A 20,998-nucleotide genomic window follows, 5' to 3' on the forward strand; every position below is an offset into this window, starting at 1 on the left:
ACTTGTATATATACGAATGGCATCAACAAAGAACTAATACTAGACTACTAGGATTTTTTACAAATACTCACTTCAAAATACTTTTAAGTGAAGATGAATTTCCTTACTTTCCATTTACTTTTTGATCAAGTCTGATACGTATTCTTTTTGTTTCTCAAGAATACTATTTTTTTCAATTGTATATCTCGGGCGCCTTTTTGTTTCTTTGAAAATTTTCCCTATATATTCACCAATAATTCCAATTGCCAGCAACTGTACTCCTCCAACAATCCAAATGGATAGCATTAATGAGGTCCAGCCACTAATTGTATATGAAAACACTTTTGCAAATACTGTATAAAGAGCAATTCCTATCCCGATAAGTACCATCAAAAATCCTAAATAGGAAACGAATCTTATTGGTGCAACGCTAAATGAAGTGAGCCCGTCAAAAGCAAAGGCAATCATTTTCTTTAATGGATACTTAGATTCACCAGCAAATCTTTCTTTACGGTCATAATAAACATTAGTAGATTTAAAGCCTAAAAGAGGGACAATTCCACGAATAAATAAGTTTTCTTCTTGATATTTTATAAATTCGTCTAATGCCCTTTTGCTCATTAAACGATAATCTGCATGATTGGGTACTAACTTAACACCCATTTTTCCCATTAGACCATAAAACCACAAAGCAGTATTTCTTTTAAATTTAGTGTCCGTATCTCTTTTATCCCGAACTCCATATACAATCTCATAACCTTCTTGATATTTATCAATAAATTGATATATAACGTTAACATCATCTTGAAGGTCAGCATCTATTGAAATCACACAATCTGAAAATTCTCTTGCTGATTCCAAACCAGCGATTAATGCTCCTTGATGGCCAAAATTTCTACTTAATTTTAATCCTTGAACATACGGATTTATTGTTGTTTTCTCTTCAATTATGCCCCAAGTATTATCAGAGCTTCCATCATCCACATAAAAAATGATACTTTCATCACTTATTTTGTTATTTGTAACTAAATCGTCCATAATTCTTGTCAGTTCTTTTGTTGTTTCCTCTAATGTAGCTTCTTCATTGTAGCAGGGAACAACAATCGTCAATAGAGGTATATTGTGCGCCATTTTTCCACTCCTTAATTTTAAAAAACCCCATTTTATATATCTTAAAATTCCCAAGATTCAGTACGCACAGATTATTTTAACATATTTAACTATAAAATGTAATAAAAACCCATACGACTTAACTTAATTATTATATAAATACCAATTAAAAAAACGACATAAAAACTTTTTTAGGGGGGCCCATGCATAGAAGCGGTCAGGGTCAGGGCCAGTTCCTGCCACGAGCAAGGTTTAAAACAAAGGGAGAAAGAAAGTAGCGGTCATGTTTTTTCTGCATAGCAGCGATCTATATTTTGAAAAATTAAAATGAGTTTATATAGATATTTCTTTAACTTCTCTCTCAAACAACGAGAACCTCATTTACTTATGGCAAGATTCCCGGTGATTAATTTAAATAAGATTTTTTCCTTCAGCGAATTACTTGTTTACAATTCCAGCCTTCTTCGTTAATCTCCTATTAGAAATTCGCCTATACTCACTTAAATTACATTCATACTATATAACAAACAATATTTAATTCTTTAAAAAGGAGGCAGTTAATTGTCTTTAAAAAAATTTGTAGATGTCTTGCCAATTCCTCCTGTCTTAAAACCAGAAGGTACCCGTGATGGGATCCCATTCTATGAAGTAACGATGAAGCAAAGCAAACGAAAATTGCATCGTGATTTGTCGCCAACTACTGTCTGGGGTTACAACGGTATGTACCCTGGCCCTACATTCGAAGTAGAAAGAAATCACCCTATTTTTGTAAAATGGAAAAATAAATTGCCCCTTAAACACCTGCTGCCTGTCGACCAAACCGTTCATGGTGCGGAATCAGATAAACCTCCTGTTAGGACCGTTGTCCATTTACATGGAGGTCGGGTTCATCCAGAAAGTGACGGACATCCTGATGCATGGTTCACAAGAGGTTTTAAAAATGTTGGGCCGGAATTCGTGAATGAAGTCTACTATTATCCAAACTGTCAACGTCCTACAACACTTTGGTATCATGATCACGCCCTTGGAATCACTCGTTTGAACGTTTATGCGGGTCTTGCGGGCTTCTATCTTCTCAGAGATGAAGAAGAAAAAAAATTGAATCTTCCCAGTGGAAAATTTGAAATTCCGCTAGTCATCCAAGATCGTTCGTTCTATGCTAATGGTGAACTATTCTACCCATCCCAACCAGGAAATGTGTCGCCTCCAGCACCACAGTCACCTCTACCAATCGATCCTGCATTACCAAATCCGTCAGTCGTCCCTGAATTTTTCGGTAACACAATTTTAGTAAACGGAAAAGTATGGCCTTATCTTGAGGTTGAGCCACGAAAATACCGGTTCCGCATCCTAAATGGCTCCAATTCTCGTTTTTATCGTATGCAGCTAAGCCCTGGGCAAAATTTTGTCCAAATTGGCACGGACGGAGGACTTTTAGAAAAACCAGTCCAAGTGTCCGAAATCATTCTTGCACCTGCGGAACGCGCCGATGTCATTATCGATTTTTCAAACCATAATGGTCAGAGTATTATTTTAACAAATGACGCACCAACCCCATTCCCTGATGGTGAAAGTCCTTCTGAAGATTTGAGACAGATTATGCAATTTCGCGTCAAACAAACATGCTGCAGGCCTGACAAAAGCAAAATTCCAGAAAAGTTAAGTTGCTTGGAACACCTGAATCCCCAGGATGCTGTAATGACACGAAAAAACACTTTACTTGAAGCTACCGATAATTTTGGACGCCCTATGCCATTATTAAATAACATGGAGTGGGATCAGCCCATTACAGAAACCCCGTATAATGGAACGATAGAGATTTGGGAGCTGTACAATACGACACCAGACACTCACCCGATTCACTTGCACCTTGTCAATTTTCAAATTTTGAATCGTGCTGTATTTACTGGCGATCCAAATGGTTCTAACCTCAAAATCGGACCGCCCATACCACCCGATCCAAACGAGAGAGGATGGAAAGATACTGTTCGCGCTAATCCTGGGGAAGTGGCCCGAATTATTGCACATTTTGGACCATTTACAGGAACCTATCCGTGGCACTGCCACATTCTTGAACATGAAGATTACGATATGATGAGGCCGTACGAGGTTCTAGCTAATCCTGCCTTTAACCCATGCGAACGAAGTCCAGAACAATGCAGCGATAACGCCTTTTCTCAATGTTTTGACTGCCATAAACACCGTAAAAATAAATGCAGCAAACGAAGCCAATGCGATGATGATTGAATTCAATATTCAAATCCTAAAATAAAAAAGAAGAGAAATCATTATTCCTTGATTTCTCTTCTCCCTTTCATTCAGGTAATACCCTTAAACTCATTTACTTATGATACGGTTCATTACGATTAATTCGAAACGCCCTATACACCTGTTCTAACAATACCAGGCGCATCAACTGATGAGGCAGCGTCATTTTCGAGAACGACAATGACTCATTGGAGCGCTTCATCACTTCTTTACTTAGTCCAAGCGATCCCCCGATAACAAACGCCACTTTACTTTTTCCATATGTAGCAAGACGGTCTAAACTTGCAGCAAATTCCTCTGATGATTTTTGTTTTCCTTCAATGGCTAATGCAATCACATGCATATCATCAGAAATTCTATCTAAAATACGAATTCCTTCTTTTTCTTTTACCATTTGCATTTCTGCTTCACTTAAATTTTCTGGTGCTTTTTCATCTGGTAATTCAACAACTTCCACTTTCGCGTAAGAAGATAATCGTTTTAAGTATTCTTCAATACCTTGTTTTAAATATTTTTCTTTTAACTTTCCGATTGAGATAATTAAGATATTCACATATATTCCCCACCTTACAAACACGTTATCCACAAAAGTTATCCACATATCCACATGCATCATCCACATATTGTGTGAGAATCTGTGTTCGATACAACATATATCGCCTTATTTTGACAAAATTCACATGTTTTTTTCTCATCTTCTTCGTTATCCACATTGTGGATAACTGGAGCTACTTCACATTCATCCACAATGATATCTAACGCTAACTCTACATGTTCTAAACAACAAGGTAACTTCATAATTTCACCTCACTTATCCACAACAGAAAACAGGAGGGGCTACCTCCTGCTTTAATACTGCTGACTGCCTAATTTTATAGTTGTTGTTACTCGCTTTGCCCCACGATAATATGTAATCGTCATCTTATCGTCAATTTTCTTATTATAGAGGACTTTTCGGAATGCAATAATATCCTGAACTTTTTTTCCATCAACCTCTACAATGACATCATATTCGTGTAAACCTGCATCGCTACCAGGCGATGGACTTTTTACATCTAAAATACATACACCTTCCGTTACATTAGCCGGGAGATGCAATGTTTTATCCCAATAATAAGTAGGAATTTCATTTAAAGACCTAAGCTCAACCCCAACATAAGGCCGTCTTACTTTCCCATACTTTTCGAGCTCATTCATCACAGGGACAGCTCTTGCAACAGGAATCGCAAGCCCAATTCCCTCTACCTCTTTTGCAGAAATTTTCATGGAGTTGATTCCAATAAGCTGTCCAGCTTCATTTACAAGAGCCCCGCCACTATTACCAGGATTAATAGCTGCATCTGTTTGCAATACTTCTACTTGCCAATCGTAATGTCCATCTTGATTTAAATCAACCGGTACAACGCGTTCATTTGCTGAAATAATCCCTTGTGTTACAGTACCTGAAAATTCTAAACCAAGAGGGTTCCCGATTGCAAGTGCTGCTTCACCACGTTTTACTTTCGTAGAATCACCAAGGTCAATGACCTTTTTCGCATATTTTTCATCAATTTGTAAGACAGCTAAATCTGTTACAACATCGGTTCCCAAAATCTTTCCAGGAACTTTTTTTCCATCGCTCAAACTTACTTCAATGCGATTTGCTCCTGCTACAACATGATTATTCGTTACAATATATGCGTGTCCTTTTTCCTTCTTGTAAATTACACCAGATCCTGTTCCTGCTTCTGAATCTGCTTCTGAAAAATTATCACGCTGAATATTAATAACACCAACAACCGCCTCTGAAGCACGATCAACAGCCTTAACAAAGCCCTCTCCTGTATTCACAACTTGAGGAGTAGACTGCGCTATATACTGTTTCTCTTCACTTGCCTCTGTTTCTCTCATTGTAGTCCAACCTAATTTTGAAAACGTTGGAATAGCAAAAGCAAATAGTGTTGCACCAATGACAGTTCCCGCTACACCGGAAATAAAAATATGTTTATTCTTTTGCTTTCTTTTTCGTTTCTTCTGAACATCTTCTTCATCAATAAAGGACATTTATGCTCACCTAGCCTTCCGAAAGCATTTATATTCCCCTTTATTGTTTACCAAAATGAAGAATTATACGTATTGAATTTTAGTTGGCGCTTTCGGGTCAGTATCGTGCAGTTGAAACGCTTCTCCTACAGCAAGTCCTCTTTCTTCAAGAACTTGCTCAACAGACATACGAGCAAGTTCTTTCATATTGTTATCTAAACTAAGGTGAGCCAAATAAATATGCTTTGTTTCATCTGTAATTACATCCGTCATTGCAAGCGCTGCATCTTCATTAGAAACATGCCCTACATCACTTAAAATTCTTCGTTTAATGCTCCATGGATAACGTCCCATTCGCAGCATCTCAACGTCGTGATTACTTTCAAACACAAAAGCATTGGCTCCCTTAATAGTCCCTTTCATTCGGTCACTAACATACCCCGTATCTGTAATAAGCGCTAACTTTCTTCCGTTATGATGAAACGCATAAAACATTGGCTCCGCAGCGTCATGTGAAACACCAAATGATTCTACTTCAATATCTCCAAATGTTTTCACTTCTCCAATCGAGAAAATAAATTTTTGCTCCGTTGGAATATTACCGATTAAGTGTTCCATTGCATTCCATGTTTTCTCATTTGCATAAACGGGTAAATGATACTTACGAGCTAACACACCTAGCCCTTTAATATGATCACTATGTTCATGTGTGACAAGAATACCAGATATACTATTTATATCTAATTCAGCTTGTTGAAACAAAGCTTCTGTCGCTTTTCCACTCAATCCCGCGTCTACTAATAACTTTTCACGTTCTGTCCCTACATACAGGGCATTTCCCGTACTGCCGCTTGCAAGTACACTAAAATGCAAACTCATTTACCCTCACTCCATTGCTCAGTGTCCTTGTTGTCCTTACCTAATTGAATAACTTGTCCTTCTATTGCATTTACAAAGTAGTCCGTTTTATCTGTATACAAATTCCATGTCGGAACAAGAACTTGTACATTTGAAGAAGAAGGAGCTACCACTGTTGCATATCCTAATTTTGCTCCTTTAATATGGCTTCCTTGCTTTAATTTACTTTTCTTATACAACGTTTCTAATGCATTGGGAGCAGAAATAAGGTCCAATTCTTTATTCTTTTCTCCCATCTCTTTAAATTCATATAGCATTGTTTGTGTATACGATATAATTTCCTTCTTTTCATTTAGTTCAGCAACGATCATCCCATGTTGATTATAAAAAAGTGGTTTATCCTTATATTTTTGAAAGAAGTACACTCTCGATCCTTCTGCTTTTCCTGCAGCACTGTACTTTTGTCCATCAATTACATAAGAACGTAGAAATTCACTATAGTTATCACTTGTTGTTGCTTTTGCATTCCAAAATGGCTCTTTAAGTTTACTTGCAATTGTATTTTGTTCTTGTAAAGATACCGCTTGATTTTTTAAAGGATGTATATCTTCATCGGAAAAAACTCTATTTTTCGCCGTAATATACGTATCTTTCGTCGGTTCTTTTGGAAAATCCTCAAATGTAATTTTATCTGCTTTCATTTGTTCTTCAATATTCGTCTCCGTCGTATAGTCAAGTTGATTACTATGTTGTTTTTGCACGAACTGAAAGACAAGGAAGAGATTTAAAATGAGAAAGGCAACAATAAAAATTGTTTTAATCCTATTCCAATCCAATGAGCTCTCCCCCTTTCTCTTCGCACCACTCTTTCACTTTATTGTCTTCATCAACAACATACCAAATAGGTTTTAAATTTACTGCTGCAATATTTTTCCCGTCTGCCCCTGACACTGGTGTAAGCTTATATCCTAATCGAATATCTTGAATTAATTTCATATCTACTTTTTCATTCTTCTCTAAAGATTGTATAACTGTCTTGCCATCTGCAAGAGAAATTGTTTGATCATCACCATACTTTATGTTCAGCTTAAATAATGGGCGCTGATAGGAAATTAATTCTTCCTTCCCCCATACTTGTTCTAACGTTGCCATACCACTTTCATTAAATACAGGTAAGCTATCAACATATAAACGATACGTTGTTTGTCCTTTTTTAGAGTCCATATAATCAAAACGATAAGAGCCTGTTAAACCACCATGACTATTAATAAAATCGAAACTGCGTTGAGCAAGCGGATTTCCAGATATATGCCCTTGATTTGATACAGCTGAATTTGTGTACTGCAGTATTTGCTTTTTCTTTAATACTTGCATGAGGCGAATTCCATCTGTATATGTGTTTTCACGTTCATCAGATACTTTTTTTACATAACGAGGATCTGTAAATAATGCATTTATAAATGTATCCTCCGTTATATCATTTACTATATACCCCATATTCTGCATATCTGTTTTTGTATCTGGTAAAAATATCTCTCTCGTATCACTTAATGCGTATTGAGAGTAGTCCCTCGCACTTGCTGCAAATTGATCACGTGCCGCTTCAAGTTCTCTAAGCATAATTCCTTTTAATACCATCTGATATACTCTGCGGTGTTCATACGAAATGAAATAGATAGGAATATTGCCATCACGACTTTTTTGTAGATCAATCATTATATGATTAAAGCTAGATGGCTCTGGGATTTTTTCTTTAATTGAAAAAACGCCTCTCATGGAATCCAATGGTATATGTGTAGGAAAAATCATTTCAATCTTGTTTTTACCACGAACAAAGGAAAAGAATTGCTGTTTTGGGATATCATCTGATATATCTTTAAAATCGTCCAATTCTCCTTTTTCCAGTAATTTGTATAATGGGTCAATACTATTTATATTTTCACTTCCAAGATGCGTATTCTCTTTATGAAAAAGAACTAAAGAAGGCAAAATTACATTTGCAAGGCTCTTTTGATCTTCTTCTGTATTATCTTGTAAATATTTTGCATTTTGCAATTTACTAGAATCAGGCACATAGGTCCATAAATTAAAAGTAAGAAATACGCTAATAACAACCAAGTTAATTAGCAAGACTGACTTTAAGTTCTCAATATTCATTCCCAGTCATCCTCTTCTTCCTTTTCCATTGGAAGCGTGAAATAAATGGTCGTCCCTTTTCCTTCTTCGCTTTTTGCCCAAACCGAACCGCCATGAGCTTGAATCATTTCCTTGGCAATTGCTAGACCTAATCCTGTTCCACCCAATTTACGTGAACGCGCTTTGTCAACACGATAGAAACGTTCAAAAATCTTATCAACGTTCTCTTTCGGAATGCCCACTCCTTGGTCGCTAATGCTTATTTCTAACATATCTTCTCTTTCCCGTAAACGATATGTTATTGTTCCACCTTCTGGAGAATACTTTAATGCGTTTGAAATAATATTATAAAGAACTTGTGTAATTTTATCTTCATCGATCTCAATAAAACGTGTTCTCTTAGAAAATGAACGTTTAAAAGATACATTCTGCTCTTTTGACATTTCAAAACGATCAATGATATTACTAAAGAATTGTGTAAAGTCTACCCATTCTTTCATTAAACGATATTCTGTACTATCTAATTTTGAAAGCTGTAGTAGTGCATTAACAAGTCGAATCATTCGCTCCGTTTCTTCTTGTGTTACCTGTAAGAATTGTGGCGCAATATTCGGATCTTGCCACGCTCCTTCCCCCAACGCTTCCAAATAGCTTCGCATCGTTGTTAATGGTGTACGAAGTTCATGAGAAACGTTTGCCACAAATTCACGGCGTTCCCCCTCAATTCGCTCCTGTTCTGTCACGTCATATAATACGGCGATGAAACCATTTACCTTTCCATTCTCTTTTTGAATAATAGAAAAGCTAGCTCGTAAAATATACGGTTCATCTCTTGTACTAAAATCTAATATAACAGAGTCTGGTTCTTCATATAAATTATCTAATGTATACTCTTCTTGAATGCCTAATATTTCAAAAATAGATTGATCTAATGCTGTTTCACGTGAAACGTTGAGCATTTTTTCTGCCGGATCATTTAATAAGATAATATCTCCTTTTCGATCTGTTGCAATTACTCCATCTGTCATATGAGATAATACAGACGAAAGCTTCCTTCTCTCACTCTCCGTAGAAGAACGAGCTTGTTGTAACTTCTTCGACAAGTTATTAAAAGCCAACGCTAATTGACCAATTTCATCATGACCATGTACTTTTACTTTACGGGAGTAATTTCCCTTTGCCATTTCAATGGCTTGCTTTCTCATATCTGAAATTGGTCTTGTAATAGTTTGCGCTAATAAAATACCTAGCACGGCTGTTACTAATAATGCGATAACCGTTCCCGTTGCAAAGATTTGATTAATAAGCTTCATTTGTTTATAAACATCTTCCATAGAAGCAACAATATAGATTACAAAAGGTTTCTTATTAGCTTCTCGAATAGGAGTAGCAACAACTTGCACACGATTTCCCGTATTACGGTCTATCTCCGTTTTGTCAACAGGTTTTTCTTGTACCAAGGCTCGCTTTACCAATAAATCTATTGCTTTTTTTCCGACAATACCTTGATTGGATTGACGTGATGTTGCTAACACACGACTATTCTCATCAATTACTTGAACCTCTTGAATATCAGCTTTTCGATCAGAAGCAAAATCTTCTATACTCGTTTTCAGTGCCTCTTCAATGGAAGGATCTTTTGTTTTATCTCGTTCTTCTTTTCCAAATTCCTGCTTTAAGTTGTAAGCAAGTAAATTCGTTCGCTGTGTTAATGACTCCTTAAAACTCTTCACAAGATTCTTCTCTAACTCCCGAACGAAATATACACCAATAATTTGCATTGCCATTAAAATTAATAGCATGTAAATTAATACGAACTTTAAGTGAATAGACTGAAAAAAACCAACTTTCTTCATAGATTACTCCTGCTCTGGATCGCGTAAGTAATATCCCACACCACGTCTTGTTACAATTAAAGTCGGATGACTTGGATTATCTTCAATTTTCTCACGTAAACGACGAACTGTTACATCTACTGTACGCACATCACCAAAATAATCATAACCCCAAACGGTTTGTAATAAATGTTCGCGCGTCATAACTTGTCCTAAATGCTTCGCTAAATAATGAAGCAATTCAAATTCGCGATGTGTTAACTCAATATTTTCTTCGCGCTTTGTTACACTATATGCATTGGGATTGATTACAATCGGTCCAATAACCATCTCTGCATTTTCTTCTTTTTCAGCTGCTCCACCTTGTTGATGACGACGTAAATTCGCTTTTACGCGTGCTAATAACTCACGTGTACTAAACGGCTTTGTTACATAATCATCTGCCCCTAGTTCTAATCCAAGGACTTTATCAATTTCAGAGTCTTTTGCTGTTAGCATAATAATTGGCATTTCATAATTTTTGCGTATTTCACGACAAACTTCTAAACCATCTTTTCCCGGTAACATAATATCTAATAAAACCATATCTGGTTGTTCTTCATTTGCTTTTTCAATGGCTTCATCACCATCATGAGCCATTACAATTTCAAAACCTTCTTTTTCTAAATTAAACTTTAAAATATCTGCAATTGGTTTTTCATCATCAACGACTAAAATTTTCTTTCCCATCATTTTAGTTTCCTCCTGAACATTTAATTGCCTTCTTTACAGAAAAACCTCTAGCTTCAACTGCTAGAGGCTTCTCTTCCTTCTATTTTAAAAGAACTAATCTCATTTGTAAAATTGTACAATATAAAAAGGATATTAAGCGGGCCCTCTTAATATCCTGAAAGTGGCTCGGGACGGAATCGAACCGCCGACACGAGGATTTTCAGTCCTCTGCTCTACCGACTGAGCTACCGAGCCAAAACATATATATAAAACCACTAATTGTGGTATTAAACAAAAGTGGCGGTCCCGACCGGGGTCGAACCGGCGATCTCCTGCGTGACAGGCAGGCATGTTAACCACTACACCACGGGACCAAAATAAAACAAAAAAAAAGTGACCCGTACGGGATTCGAACCCGTGTTACCGCCGTGAAAGGGCGGTGTCTTAACCACTTGACCAACGGGCCACGAAAATAAAATGGTGAGCCATGAAGGACTCGAACCTTCGACCCTCTGATTAAAAGTCAGATGCTCTACCAACTGAGCTAATGGCTCATGTTCACCAATGTCATGTTTCGTGACGACAAGATTTATAATATCATGAAATGTTTTATTTGTGCAATACTTTTTTTATATTTTTTTATAAAAACATGAAAAAAGAACCCATTTAACATGGGTTCTTTTTTAATATACCGTATTTTTAAGAAAAAGACAAGATTAGATACCGTATACGTTACGAACAATATTTGTTTGGCTACGGTCTGGACCAACAGAGAACATAGCTAATGGAATACCTGTTAATTGAGACACACGTTCTACATAATGTCTTGCATTTTCAGGAAGTTCAGCTAATGTTTTTACGCCTGTAATATCTTCAGTCCAACCTGGAAGCTCTTCATATACCGGCTCACATTTTGCTAAAATATTTAAGTTTGCTGGAACTTCATCAATAATTTCACCGTTATATTTGTATGCAATACAAATTTTCACAGTCGGAATACCTGTTAATACGTCGATAGAGTTTAAAGACAAGTCTGTAAGACCACTAACGCGGCGTGCGTGTCTTACAACAACACTATCAAACCAACCAACACGGCGTGGACGGCCAGTTGTTGTACCATATTCACGACCAACTTCACGAATTTGATTACCGATTTCATCATGAAGCTCAGTTGGGAATGGACCGTCACCTACACGGCTTGTATACGCTTTACATACACCTACTACACGTTTAATTTTAGAAGGCCCTACACCAGAACCAATTGTTACACCACCAGCAACTGGGTTAGAAGATGTAACGAACGGGTACGTACCTTGATCGATATCAAGCATAACACCTTGTGCACCTTCAAATAATACGCGGCGTCCTTCATCTAATGCATCATTTAATACAACAGATGTATCACATACGTACTGTGCGATTTGTTGACCATATCCGAAATATTCTTCAAAAATCTCTTCTGCACTAAATCCTTCTGCATCATACATTTTTTCAAATAAACGATTTTTTTCCGCTAGATTACGCTCAAGCTTTTCTTTAAATGCCTCACGATCTAAAAGGTCTGCCATACGAATACCTACGCGAGCAGCTTTGTCCATGTATGCAGGACCGATACCTTTTTTCGTTGTACCAATTTTGTTATCACCTTTACGCTCTTCTTCTAACTCGTCTTGCTTTAAGTGATAAGGTAAGATAACGTGTGCACGGTTACTAATACGTAAATTATCAGTACTTACGCCACAGTCATGTAAGTATTTTAATTCCTCAAGCAAAGCTTTTGGATCTACTACCATACCGTTTCCGATAACACAAATTTTTTCCTTATAGAAAATACCAGATGGAATTAAATGTAATTTATATTTAACACCGTTAAATACAATTGTATGTCCTGCGTTATTTCCGCCTTGATATCGTGCAACTACTTCTGCATGTTCAGAAAGGAAATCAGTAATTTTACCTTTTCCCTCATCGCCCCACTGTGTTCCTACAACTACTACTGAAGACATTATTCAAGCACCTCCAAAATTTTCAAACGAACTTTTCAAACAATATAATTGTACCAAAATGCAAAGAGAAGTCAATTTAAAAACGAACATTTTTTACTCTTTTGTCCTTTTCGTTCGTAAGAATTTCTCCTTATGTATGAAAGCATTATTTTTCACAAACAAAAAAAGAAACACATTTTATTATAAGAAATGTGCTTCTTTTTTATACTCTCACTATGCTGGCGGTGCATGCCCATCACCAAAACGCCGTTCTAAGTTTACGAATTTGTTAAATTCCTTCACAAACGCGAGTTCAACTGAACCTACTGGACCATTACGCTGCTTAGCAATAATAATTTCAATTGTATTTTTATTTTCCGTTTCTCGGTCATAGTAGTCTTCACGATATAAGAACGCTACTATATCAGCATCTTGCTCAATACTTCCTGATTCACGAATGTCCGACATCATCGGACGCTTATCTTGACGAGACTCTACACCACGAGAAAGCTGAGATAAAGCAATAACTGGAACTTCTAGTTCACGCGCGAGCCCTTTTAATGTACGGGAAATTTCCGATACTTCTTGCTGGCGGTTTTCACCAGATTTCCCACTACCTTGAATCAGCTGTAAATAATCGATTAAAATCATTCCAAGACCATGTTCTTGTTTTAAACGCCTACACTTTGCTCGAATTTCACTAACACGAATTCCTGGTGTATCATCAATAAAAATACCTGCATTTGAGAGACTGCCCATTGCCATCGTCAGTTTCGCCCAGTCTTCCGAAGTTAAAGTTCCTGTACGAAGACGCTGTGCATCAATATTCCCTTCTGCACAAAGCATACGCATAACGAGCTGATCAGCCCCCATCTCTAAACTAAAAATCGCAACATTTTCGTCCGTTTTGGTAGCAACATTTTGGGCAATGTTTAAAGAAAATGCTGTTTTCCCTACAGATGGACGCGCCGCTACAATAATTAAATCATTGCGCTGAAAACCTGCTGTCATACGATCTAACTCGGTGAAGCCAGTTGGAATCCCTGTAACTTCACCTTTTTGATTATGCAGTAATTCAATTTTATCGTAAGCTGCTACAAGAACATCTTTAATATTTTGAAAGCCTTTAGTATTCGTACGCTGAGATACTTCTAATATTTTTTTCTCAGCTTCATTTAATAGACTCTCTACATCATCTTCTCGTTCATAACCATCCGACACAATATGCGTTGCTGTCCGAATAAGCCGACGCAAAATCGATTTTTCTGCGATAATACGTGCATAATATCCTACGTTAGCAGCCGTCGGTACAGCTTCCGCTAGTTCAGCTAAATAAGAAACACCACCAACTTCTTCTAATAAGTTTTGATCAGCAAGTGCTGCGGTTGCAGTAATTAAATCAATTGGCTCGCCTTTGTCAGAAAGATCAAGCATCATTTGATAAATTTTTTGATGCGCCGTTCGATAGAAGTCTTCTGGCATTAGCATTTCCGAAGCTGATGTTAACGCTTCTTGATCGAGAAAAATAGCTCCTAATACGGCTTGTTCAGCCTCAATATTATGCGGAGGGGTACGATCAGCAAATACGTCACTCATGCGCAATCCTCCTCTTCAATCTTTTATTTATTGTTCAGTAACATGCACTTTTACTGTTGCTGTTACTTGCGGATGTAATTTCACAGTAACGTTCGTATATCCTAATGCACGAATTGCATCGTCCATTTCAAATTTGCGTTTATCAAGTTTAATATTATGAGTTTTTTGTAAGCCGTCTACAATTTGTTTACTTGTAATAGAACCAAATAAGCGGCCACCTTCACCTGATTTTGCTTTTAATTCTACTGTTAACTTTTCTAGCGTTTCTTTTAATTCCTTGCATTTTTGAATCTCTAATTCTGCATCTTTTTCTTCTTTACGCTTTTTCGCATCTAATGTTTTCACATTTGCATTTGTTGCTTCAATTGCAAGTCCTTGTTTTAATAAAAAGTTATTCGCATAACCGTCTGGTACGTTTTTTACTTCCCCTTTTTTCCCTTTACCTTTTACGTCTTTTAAAAAGATTACTTTCATGATTGTATTCCTCCCTCTAAATACTCATTTATAACAGATTGTAAGTTTGCTTCTGCTTCATCAATTGATATGTCTTGTATTTGCGTTGCAGCATTTGTTAAATGACCGCCCCCGCCTAAATTTTCCATAACAAGCTGTACATTTACTTCCCCTAAAGAACGCCCACTAATCCCAATCACACTTTCACTGCGCTGTGCAATTACGAAGGAAGCAACCACTCCTGTCATTGTGAGTAATGTATCAGCCGATTGGGCAATTAATACTTGATCATAAAATCCATCACCATCTACCTTTGCAATTGCAATCCCATTTTTATAAATGTACGCATTTCGAATTGTTTTTGCAATTTGTAAATAATGGTCCATATCTTCTTTTAATAACTTTTGTACCAATATAGTATCTGCGCCATGAGAACGAAGATATGAGGCTGCATCAAATGTACGTGCTCCAGTGCGGAATGTAAAACTCTTCGTATCCACTATAATACCTGCCAATAAAGCTGTTGCCTCTAGCATACTCATTTTCAAACGCTTAGGCTGATACTCCAACAGCTCTGTTACAAGTTCTGCTGTAGATGATGCATATGGCTCCATATAAACAAGCAACGGATCTTCAATGAAGTCCTCACCTCGGCGATGATGATCAATTACCACAACATTTTCAATCTTATCAAGCAACTTTTTTTCCATAACCATAGATGGTTTATGCGTATCTACTACGACAAGAAGCGAATCATCATTCGCAAATTCAAGAGCCTGCTGCGGTGTAATAAAGCGCGACCATAATTCCTCGTGCTGCTTAATTTCGTCCATTAAACGCTTGATTCCTTTATCAGAATCATTTTCATCTAATACGATATATCCTTCTCGCTCATTAAGCTGCGTTACTTTTAAAATCCCAATTGCAGCTCCGATTGCGTCCATATCCGGTGCCCGATGCCCCATAATAATGATATTGCTACTTTCTAACACGAGATCTTTTAAAGCATGAGAAATAACACGTGCACGTACACGAGTCCGTTTCTCTACCGGATTCGTTTTCCCACCATAAAATTTTACTTTCCCTGTTGCTTGTTTAATAGCCACTTGATCTCCACCCCGGCCAAGTGCTAAATCGAGACCAGATTGTGCCATAGATCCAAGCTCTACAAGTGACAAATCACCAGAACCAACACCAATACTAAGAGTAAGAGGAATATTTCGTTTAGACGTTTCTTCACGCACTTGATCTAAAATATCAAATTTCCCTTTCTCCATTTGCGTTAAAATACTTTCATTTAACACAACGAAGTATCGTTCAGACGAAGCACGTTTCAAATACGCCCCATGCTTCACAGCCCATTCATTTAGTAAAGATGTAACGTGACTTGTAATATTGGTACGCAATTGATCATCTAATCCTTGTGTTACTTCATCATAGTTATCTAAATAGATAACAGCAAGTACCGTTCTTTGGTCTTCATACATTTTCTCAATTTCTGTTTGCTCTGTCACATCAAAGAAATAAATTAACTTCTCTTCTTTCCTTGCAAACACACGAAATTTCCGATTGTTTAAAGACACAACATCATTAGCTGTTTCCCCTTTTGTAAATAAAAGTAAGGTTTCTGATAGATCATACAAGTGCCATCCAGCTAACGCATGTTGCCCTAAACAAGAAGATAGATATGGATTTGCCCAGTCGATTCCATAATCCTTATTATATAGTAAAATTCCTATCGGCATTTGATTGAAAGCCTCATTACTTACCTTTTTCACTCTTGTAATCGTATCATTTGTATACTTTTCAACGCTTTTTTGAAATGCAAGTTCAAATTTTATAACGAAAAATAAGACGATACAAAAAACAACAAAGGAAATCATACCCGTCATCCAATGAAAATAAACGAGAATGGTAATGAGTAAAAGTGCTAAAAACGCCAATACATAAACAGGATATAGAAACCGCTGTTTCTTATAAAATTCAGGCATATATACAACTCCTATAAAGTGAAACTTCTATCAGTTAAGTCTTTATCCTCTACTGATATTTAGTCGAGTCAGCTATACTTATCCCTCACTTACAGAGTATGACCGTTTCGGATAAAAGCTTCGATTTCTATGGTTCGTTACAAAAAATGCTTACAAAAGCACTTTATTTCAAATACTTATTTTACCTGTACTTTCGATCGTAACGAAAAGCCTAAATCAATTATACCTAAGATTGTCATAAGAGGAAACAGAACTGATACAAACAAACCTATAACAAAAGTTAAGATTGGAACAGCTTTAGTATATCCTTTTGCATGTGTAAAAAAAGCAAGGAACGAAAAACCTTGAAACAACAGTAATAAAGTAAAAATTGTCGATAGATTTAGAAACAGCATTTCTATATATGACCCTGCTTCTACTTTTGTAAAAGAAGAGAATAAAATAACAGCGACATATAACCAAACGATACTCTTAGGAATTTGTATATCACGAAATTTCGGCCAAGATGCCGCCGTGTACTTTAATCGTTTTAAGACACGATTAGCAATTAAAATCGTAACCCAAGCATAAAAAAATGACCCCATAGCAAGTAAAGATGGTGCAAGCAAGCGAAGCATATTCCCTACTTTTTTCAATTCAGCTAGTTGCTCTTCATTTACAGATGCACCAGTCATTTTCATAAATTGCTCGCTTTGTTCCAGTGATTGTTTAAACATATCTTCCATTTGTTTAATAATATCTAAGTTAAAAAATTTCACGCCGACAACATACAGCAATACAAAACTCACAAGATATACGAGTGTCCCTACCAATAAAATTTCAATAACACTTTTTTTCTTTTTATACATATGTCCTAATATAACACCTGTTATTCCGAACATAAGTGTATTTGCAATACTAAGAGGTGAACTAACGATAAGTGTTACAAGAATTGCCGCTCCTAATAACATACAAGCACTACTTAACTGGTATCTTATCGTAAAAATAAGAAATGGCAACGGCAATGTAAATGTAAATACAGCCCCTAAAACAGGCATATACAGAGAAGCCAGAAGCAAGATAGCATATAAAGCAAGTAAAACCGCTCCTTCTGTAATGAGTCGTGTGCGCTTCATTTTTCACACCCTCTTTCTATAAAGTAAAACTTCTATCATGATTAGCGAAAAGAAGAGAATAGCAAAATGCACAGTAGAGTAATACTCTACTGTGCATTTCATACGTTATTATTCACCAACATATGGTAAAAGTGCCATTTGACGAGCACGTTTAATTGCAACTGTTAATTTGCGTTGGTATTTTGCGCTAGTACCTGTTACACGACGTGGTAAAATTTTACCACGCTCAGAAACAAAGCGTTTTAGTAAATCAACATCTTTATAGTCGATGCGAGTGATACCGTTAGATGTGAAGAAACACACCTTACGACGTTTCGCACGTCCACCTTTGCGTCCTCCTGCCATGTTCATTTCCCTCCATTCCGTATTAAAATATCCGGTCTATACCATTAGAATGGTAAGTCATCGTCTGAAATATCAATCGGTTGACCTACATTTGCAAATGGATCGTCATTTCTAGTAAATCCGGCATTATTGCCATTATTACCAGATTGACCAAATGGGTTTTGAGAGCCTTGATTTCCGAATCCTGCTCCCGATGGTTGCGGATTAAATGAACCGCGTTGCTCACCAGCGCTACTGCGCGGCTCTAAAAATTGTACGTTCTCTGCAACCACTTCTGTTACATATACACGTTTTCCATCTTGTCCCTCGTAATTACGAGTTTGAAGACGACCATCCACGCCTGCTAAACTACCTTTTTTCAAGAAGTTTGCTACGTTTTCTGCTTGTTTACGCCATATAACACAGTTAATAAAGTCAGCTTCACGCTCACCTTGCTGATTTGTATATGTGCGATTTACAGCTAATGAAAAAGTAGCTACTGCAACACCGTTTGGCGTGTAACGTAAATCAGGGTCTTTAGTTAAACGACCAACGAGTAAAACGCGATTCATCAATCGAACCACTCTCCCTATATATCTTAATGATTATTCTTCTTCTTTAACAACGATGTGACGAATGATATCTTCGTTGATCTTAGCTAAACGATCGAATTCTTTAACCGCTTCTGGGTTAGAATTTACGTTTAAGATCATGTAGAAACCGTCACGTAAGTCGTTGATTTCGTAAGCTAAACGACGCTTACCCCACTCTTTTGTGTTAATGATTTCTGCACCATTGTCAGTTAAAACGCCTGCAAAACGCTCAACTAAAGCTTTTTGAGCTTCTTCTTCCATGTTTGGACGAACGATGTACATGATTTCGTACTTTTTCATTACACTTTCACCTCCTTTTGGTCTAAACGGCCCAAATTGGGCAAGGAGCAATTAATTTATAGTAATTACTCACGAGTTTAGATTATATCATAGTAAGTTAGAGGAATCAACTCACGAAAACATAAAAAACTTGGCAAATCCAATGAATTTGCCAAGTTAGATACTTTATTTTTTCCTAGGAAATAAAAGATTATACATTAAAGCGGAAGTGTACAACATCTCCGTCTTTCATAATGTATTCTTTTCCCTCTAAACGTACTTTTCCAGCTTCTTTAGCCGCTGTCATCGAACCATGTTCCATTAAATCGTCATAAGATACTGTTTCTGCACGAATAAATCCACGTTCAAAATCTGTATGAATGATTCCGGCGCATTGCGGTGCTTTCATTCCCGTTTTAAATGTCCAAGCACGAACTTCTTGTACACCAGCTGTAAAATAAGTAGCCAATCCTAATAAATCATATGCTGCGCGAATTAGTTGATCAAGACCAGATTCTTCAATACCTAGCTCTTCAAGGAAGGCTTTTTTCTCTTCCTCGTCTAACTCAGAAATTTCTGATTCAATTTTTGCACAAACAATAATTACTTGTGAATTTTCTTTTTCAGCAAACTCTTTTACAATTTGTACATATTCATTTTCAGACGGATCCATTACATCGTCTTCACTAACGTTTGCTACATATAGCATTTCTTTGATTGTTAATAAATGAAGACCTTTTACCACTTTCATTTGCTCTTCAGTAAATTCAACTGTACGAGCCGGCTTTCCTTCTTCAAATGCTTCTTTTAAGCGAACTAAAATTTCATGTTCAACTACAGCATCTTTGTCTTTTTGTTTCGCTAATTTTGTAACGCGTTCAAGACGCTTATCAACAGATTCTAAATCCGCTAAAATAAGCTCTAAGTTAATTGTTTCAATATCTGCAATTGGATCTACTTTTCCTGCTACGTGCGTAATATTTTCATCTTCAAAACAACGAACTACTTGGCAAATAGCATCTACTTGACGAATATGAGATAAGAATTTATTTCCTAACCCTTCACCTTTACTCGCACCTTTTACAATACCTGCGATATCTGTAAATTCAAAGACAGTTGGCACTGTTTTCTTCGGTACTACAAGCTCAGTTAATTTATTTAAACGTTGATCTGGAACTTCTACGATTCCAACGTTTGGATCTATTGTACAGAATGGGTAGTTCGCAGATTCTGCACCTGCTTGTGTAATTGCATTAAATAGTGTCGACTTACCTACGTTCGGTAATCCAACGATACCAGCCGTTAATCCCATATAATTCACTCCTATGATTCAATCTTCCATCATTATAGATAGTAACGAATAAAATGACAACCTTCATCCAAATTTATCAAGTGGAACAAATAGTCTTTTACGGACAATTTCCCTTCCCTATCTTCCGCGAATTCCTTACAAATTTGAAGCGAGAATCTTACTGTCCGTTAATAGCTAAATAAAAAACAGCAGCACCAATGCCGCTGTTTCCTATTTCATCTATTCTTCATGCTTTACAAGTACTTTCTTCACCTTATGGTCAAATTCTCTTCGAGGAATTAATACCGAATGGTTACACCCCTCGCACTTAATACGGATGTCCATTCCCATACGGATAATCTTCCAACGATTTTCCCCACACGGATGAGCTTTCTTCATTTCCACTATGTCATGCAAGTTATATTGTTTTTGCTCCATTCTCTAAACTCCTC

Annotated in this window: 20 protein-coding genes and 4 tRNA genes; 1 reads left to right on the forward strand and 23 read right to left on the reverse strand. The window is 36.8% G+C overall.

Translation table 11 applies throughout. From position 1 onward, the window contains the following. Positions 1–114: 114 nt before the first annotated feature. Positions 115–1,110 (reverse strand): glycosyltransferase family 2 protein, encoded by a 996-nt coding sequence (locus MR076_RS15070; protein WP_242221954.1) that lies wholly within the window; start codon positions 1,108–1,110, stop codon positions 115–117. 540 nt (positions 1,111–1,650) lie between these two features. Between MR076_RS15070 and MR076_RS15075 the strand changes: the two genes are divergently transcribed. Next, the gene (locus MR076_RS15075) at positions 1,651–3,336 is read left to right on the forward strand and encodes a multicopper oxidase family protein (RefSeq protein ID WP_242221957.1); all 1,686 of its coding nucleotides are present in this window, start codon (positions 1,651–1,653) and stop codon (positions 3,334–3,336) included. A 94-nt stretch (positions 3,337–3,430) separates the two neighbouring features. Here the strand turns inward: MR076_RS15075 and rlmH are convergent, their stop codons facing one another. The 22 genes from rlmH to MR076_RS15185 form a co-directional block, all read right to left on the reverse strand. Next, complete coding sequence (gene rlmH, locus MR076_RS15080; protein ID WP_242221958.1) at positions 3,431–3,910, reverse strand: 23S rRNA (pseudouridine(1915)-N(3))-methyltransferase RlmH; 480 nt, start codon at positions 3,908–3,910, stop codon at positions 3,431–3,433. Between the two features lie 59 nt (positions 3,911–3,969). After that, positions 3,970–4,155 carry a CxxH/CxxC protein gene (locus MR076_RS15085; protein WP_242221960.1) on the reverse strand — a complete coding sequence of 62 codons (186 nt, stop codon included), beginning with the start codon at positions 4,153–4,155 and terminating at the stop codon, positions 3,970–3,972. A 51-nt stretch (positions 4,156–4,206) separates the two neighbouring features. Next, positions 4,207–5,400, reverse strand: coding sequence for a S1C family serine protease (locus tag MR076_RS15090; RefSeq protein ID WP_242221962.1), 1,194 nt, complete (start codon positions 5,398–5,400; stop codon positions 4,207–4,209). 63 nt (positions 5,401–5,463) lie between these two features. Next, entirely contained in the window at positions 5,464–6,258 is a 795-nt protein-coding gene (locus tag MR076_RS15095; RefSeq protein ID WP_242221965.1) for an MBL fold metallo-hydrolase, read from the reverse strand. Continuing rightward, positions 6,255–7,073: a two-component system regulatory protein YycI gene (locus MR076_RS15100; protein ID WP_396021706.1), complete on the reverse strand. Its 819-nt coding sequence runs from the start codon at positions 7,071–7,073 to the stop codon at positions 6,255–6,257. The genes MR076_RS15095 and MR076_RS15100 overlap by 4 nt, the downstream gene beginning before the upstream one ends. Next, positions 7,060–8,394: a YycH family regulatory protein gene (locus MR076_RS15105; RefSeq protein ID WP_242221966.1), complete on the reverse strand. Its 1,335-nt coding sequence runs from the start codon at positions 8,392–8,394 to the stop codon at positions 7,060–7,062. The genes MR076_RS15100 and MR076_RS15105 overlap by 14 nt, the downstream gene beginning before the upstream one ends. Continuing rightward, positions 8,391–10,229 carry a cell wall metabolism sensor histidine kinase WalK gene (walK, locus tag MR076_RS15110; protein ID WP_242221968.1) on the reverse strand — a complete coding sequence of 613 codons (1,839 nt, stop codon included), beginning with the start codon at positions 10,227–10,229 and terminating at the stop codon, positions 8,391–8,393. Before walK ends, MR076_RS15105 begins: the two co-directional genes overlap by 4 nt. A 3-nt stretch (positions 10,230–10,232) precedes the next feature. Further along, positions 10,233–10,940, reverse strand: a complete 708-nt coding sequence (gene walR, locus MR076_RS15115; RefSeq protein ID WP_081904889.1) for a cell wall metabolism DNA-binding response regulator WalR — start codon at positions 10,938–10,940, stop codon at positions 10,233–10,235. A gap of 161 nt (positions 10,941–11,101) precedes the next feature. After that, positions 11,102–11,174: transfer RNA gene (locus tag MR076_RS15120), tRNA-Phe, on the reverse strand. 43 nt (positions 11,175–11,217) lie between these two features. Then, a tRNA-Asp gene (locus tag MR076_RS15125) sits at positions 11,218–11,293 on the reverse strand. Between the two features lie 20 nt (positions 11,294–11,313). Then, positions 11,314–11,385, reverse strand: a tRNA-Glu gene (locus MR076_RS15130). A 12-nt stretch (positions 11,386–11,397) separates the two neighbouring features. Next, positions 11,398–11,473, reverse strand: a tRNA-Lys gene (locus MR076_RS15135). A gap of 162 nt (positions 11,474–11,635) precedes the next feature. After that, on the reverse strand, positions 11,636–12,925 hold the full coding sequence (locus MR076_RS15140) for an adenylosuccinate synthase (protein ID WP_242221969.1): 1,290 nt from the start codon (positions 12,923–12,925) through the stop codon (positions 11,636–11,638). 213 nt (positions 12,926–13,138) lie between these two features. Further along, on the reverse strand, positions 13,139–14,500 hold the full coding sequence (gene dnaB / locus MR076_RS15145; RefSeq protein ID WP_242221970.1) for a replicative DNA helicase: 1,362 nt from the start codon (positions 14,498–14,500) through the stop codon (positions 13,139–13,141). A gap of 27 nt (positions 14,501–14,527) precedes the next feature. Continuing rightward, the gene (rplI, locus tag MR076_RS15150) at positions 14,528–14,974 is read right to left on the reverse strand and encodes a 50S ribosomal protein L9 (protein ID WP_242221972.1); all 447 of its coding nucleotides are present in this window, start codon (positions 14,972–14,974) and stop codon (positions 14,528–14,530) included. Next, positions 14,971–16,944 carry a DHH family phosphoesterase gene (locus tag MR076_RS15155; protein WP_242221974.1) on the reverse strand — a complete coding sequence of 658 codons (1,974 nt, stop codon included), beginning with the start codon at positions 16,942–16,944 and terminating at the stop codon, positions 14,971–14,973. The genes rplI and MR076_RS15155 overlap by 4 nt, the downstream gene beginning before the upstream one ends. A 176-nt stretch (positions 16,945–17,120) precedes the next feature. Further along, on the reverse strand, positions 17,121–18,059 hold the full coding sequence (locus MR076_RS15160) for a YybS family protein (protein ID WP_242221976.1): 939 nt from the start codon (positions 18,057–18,059) through the stop codon (positions 17,121–17,123). A 108-nt stretch (positions 18,060–18,167) separates the two neighbouring features. Continuing rightward, positions 18,168–18,404, reverse strand: coding sequence for a 30S ribosomal protein S18 (rpsR, locus tag MR076_RS15165; RefSeq protein ID WP_020059677.1), 237 nt, complete (start codon positions 18,402–18,404; stop codon positions 18,168–18,170). Between the two features lie 44 nt (positions 18,405–18,448). Further along, on the reverse strand, positions 18,449–18,958 hold the full coding sequence (gene ssb / locus MR076_RS15170; RefSeq protein ID WP_035433797.1) for a single-stranded DNA-binding protein: 510 nt from the start codon (positions 18,956–18,958) through the stop codon (positions 18,449–18,451). A gap of 30 nt (positions 18,959–18,988) precedes the next feature. Next, positions 18,989–19,276: a 30S ribosomal protein S6 gene (gene rpsF / locus MR076_RS15175; protein WP_242221977.1), complete on the reverse strand. Its 288-nt coding sequence runs from the start codon at positions 19,274–19,276 to the stop codon at positions 18,989–18,991. A 190-nt stretch (positions 19,277–19,466) separates the two neighbouring features. After that, the gene (ychF, locus tag MR076_RS15180) at positions 19,467–20,567 is read right to left on the reverse strand and encodes a redox-regulated ATPase YchF (RefSeq protein ID WP_242221979.1); all 1,101 of its coding nucleotides are present in this window, start codon (positions 20,565–20,567) and stop codon (positions 19,467–19,469) included. 219 nt (positions 20,568–20,786) lie between these two features. After that, entirely contained in the window at positions 20,787–20,984 is a 198-nt protein-coding gene (locus MR076_RS15185; protein WP_242221981.1) for a DUF951 domain-containing protein, read from the reverse strand. Between the last annotated feature and the right edge of the window lie 14 nt (positions 20,985–20,998).

This window comes from Bacillus cereus group sp. BfR-BA-01380 (genome assembly GCF_022663535.1).
Taxonomy (GTDB): Bacteria; Bacillota; Bacilli; order Bacillales; family Bacillaceae_G; genus Bacillus_A; species Bacillus_A cereus_BB.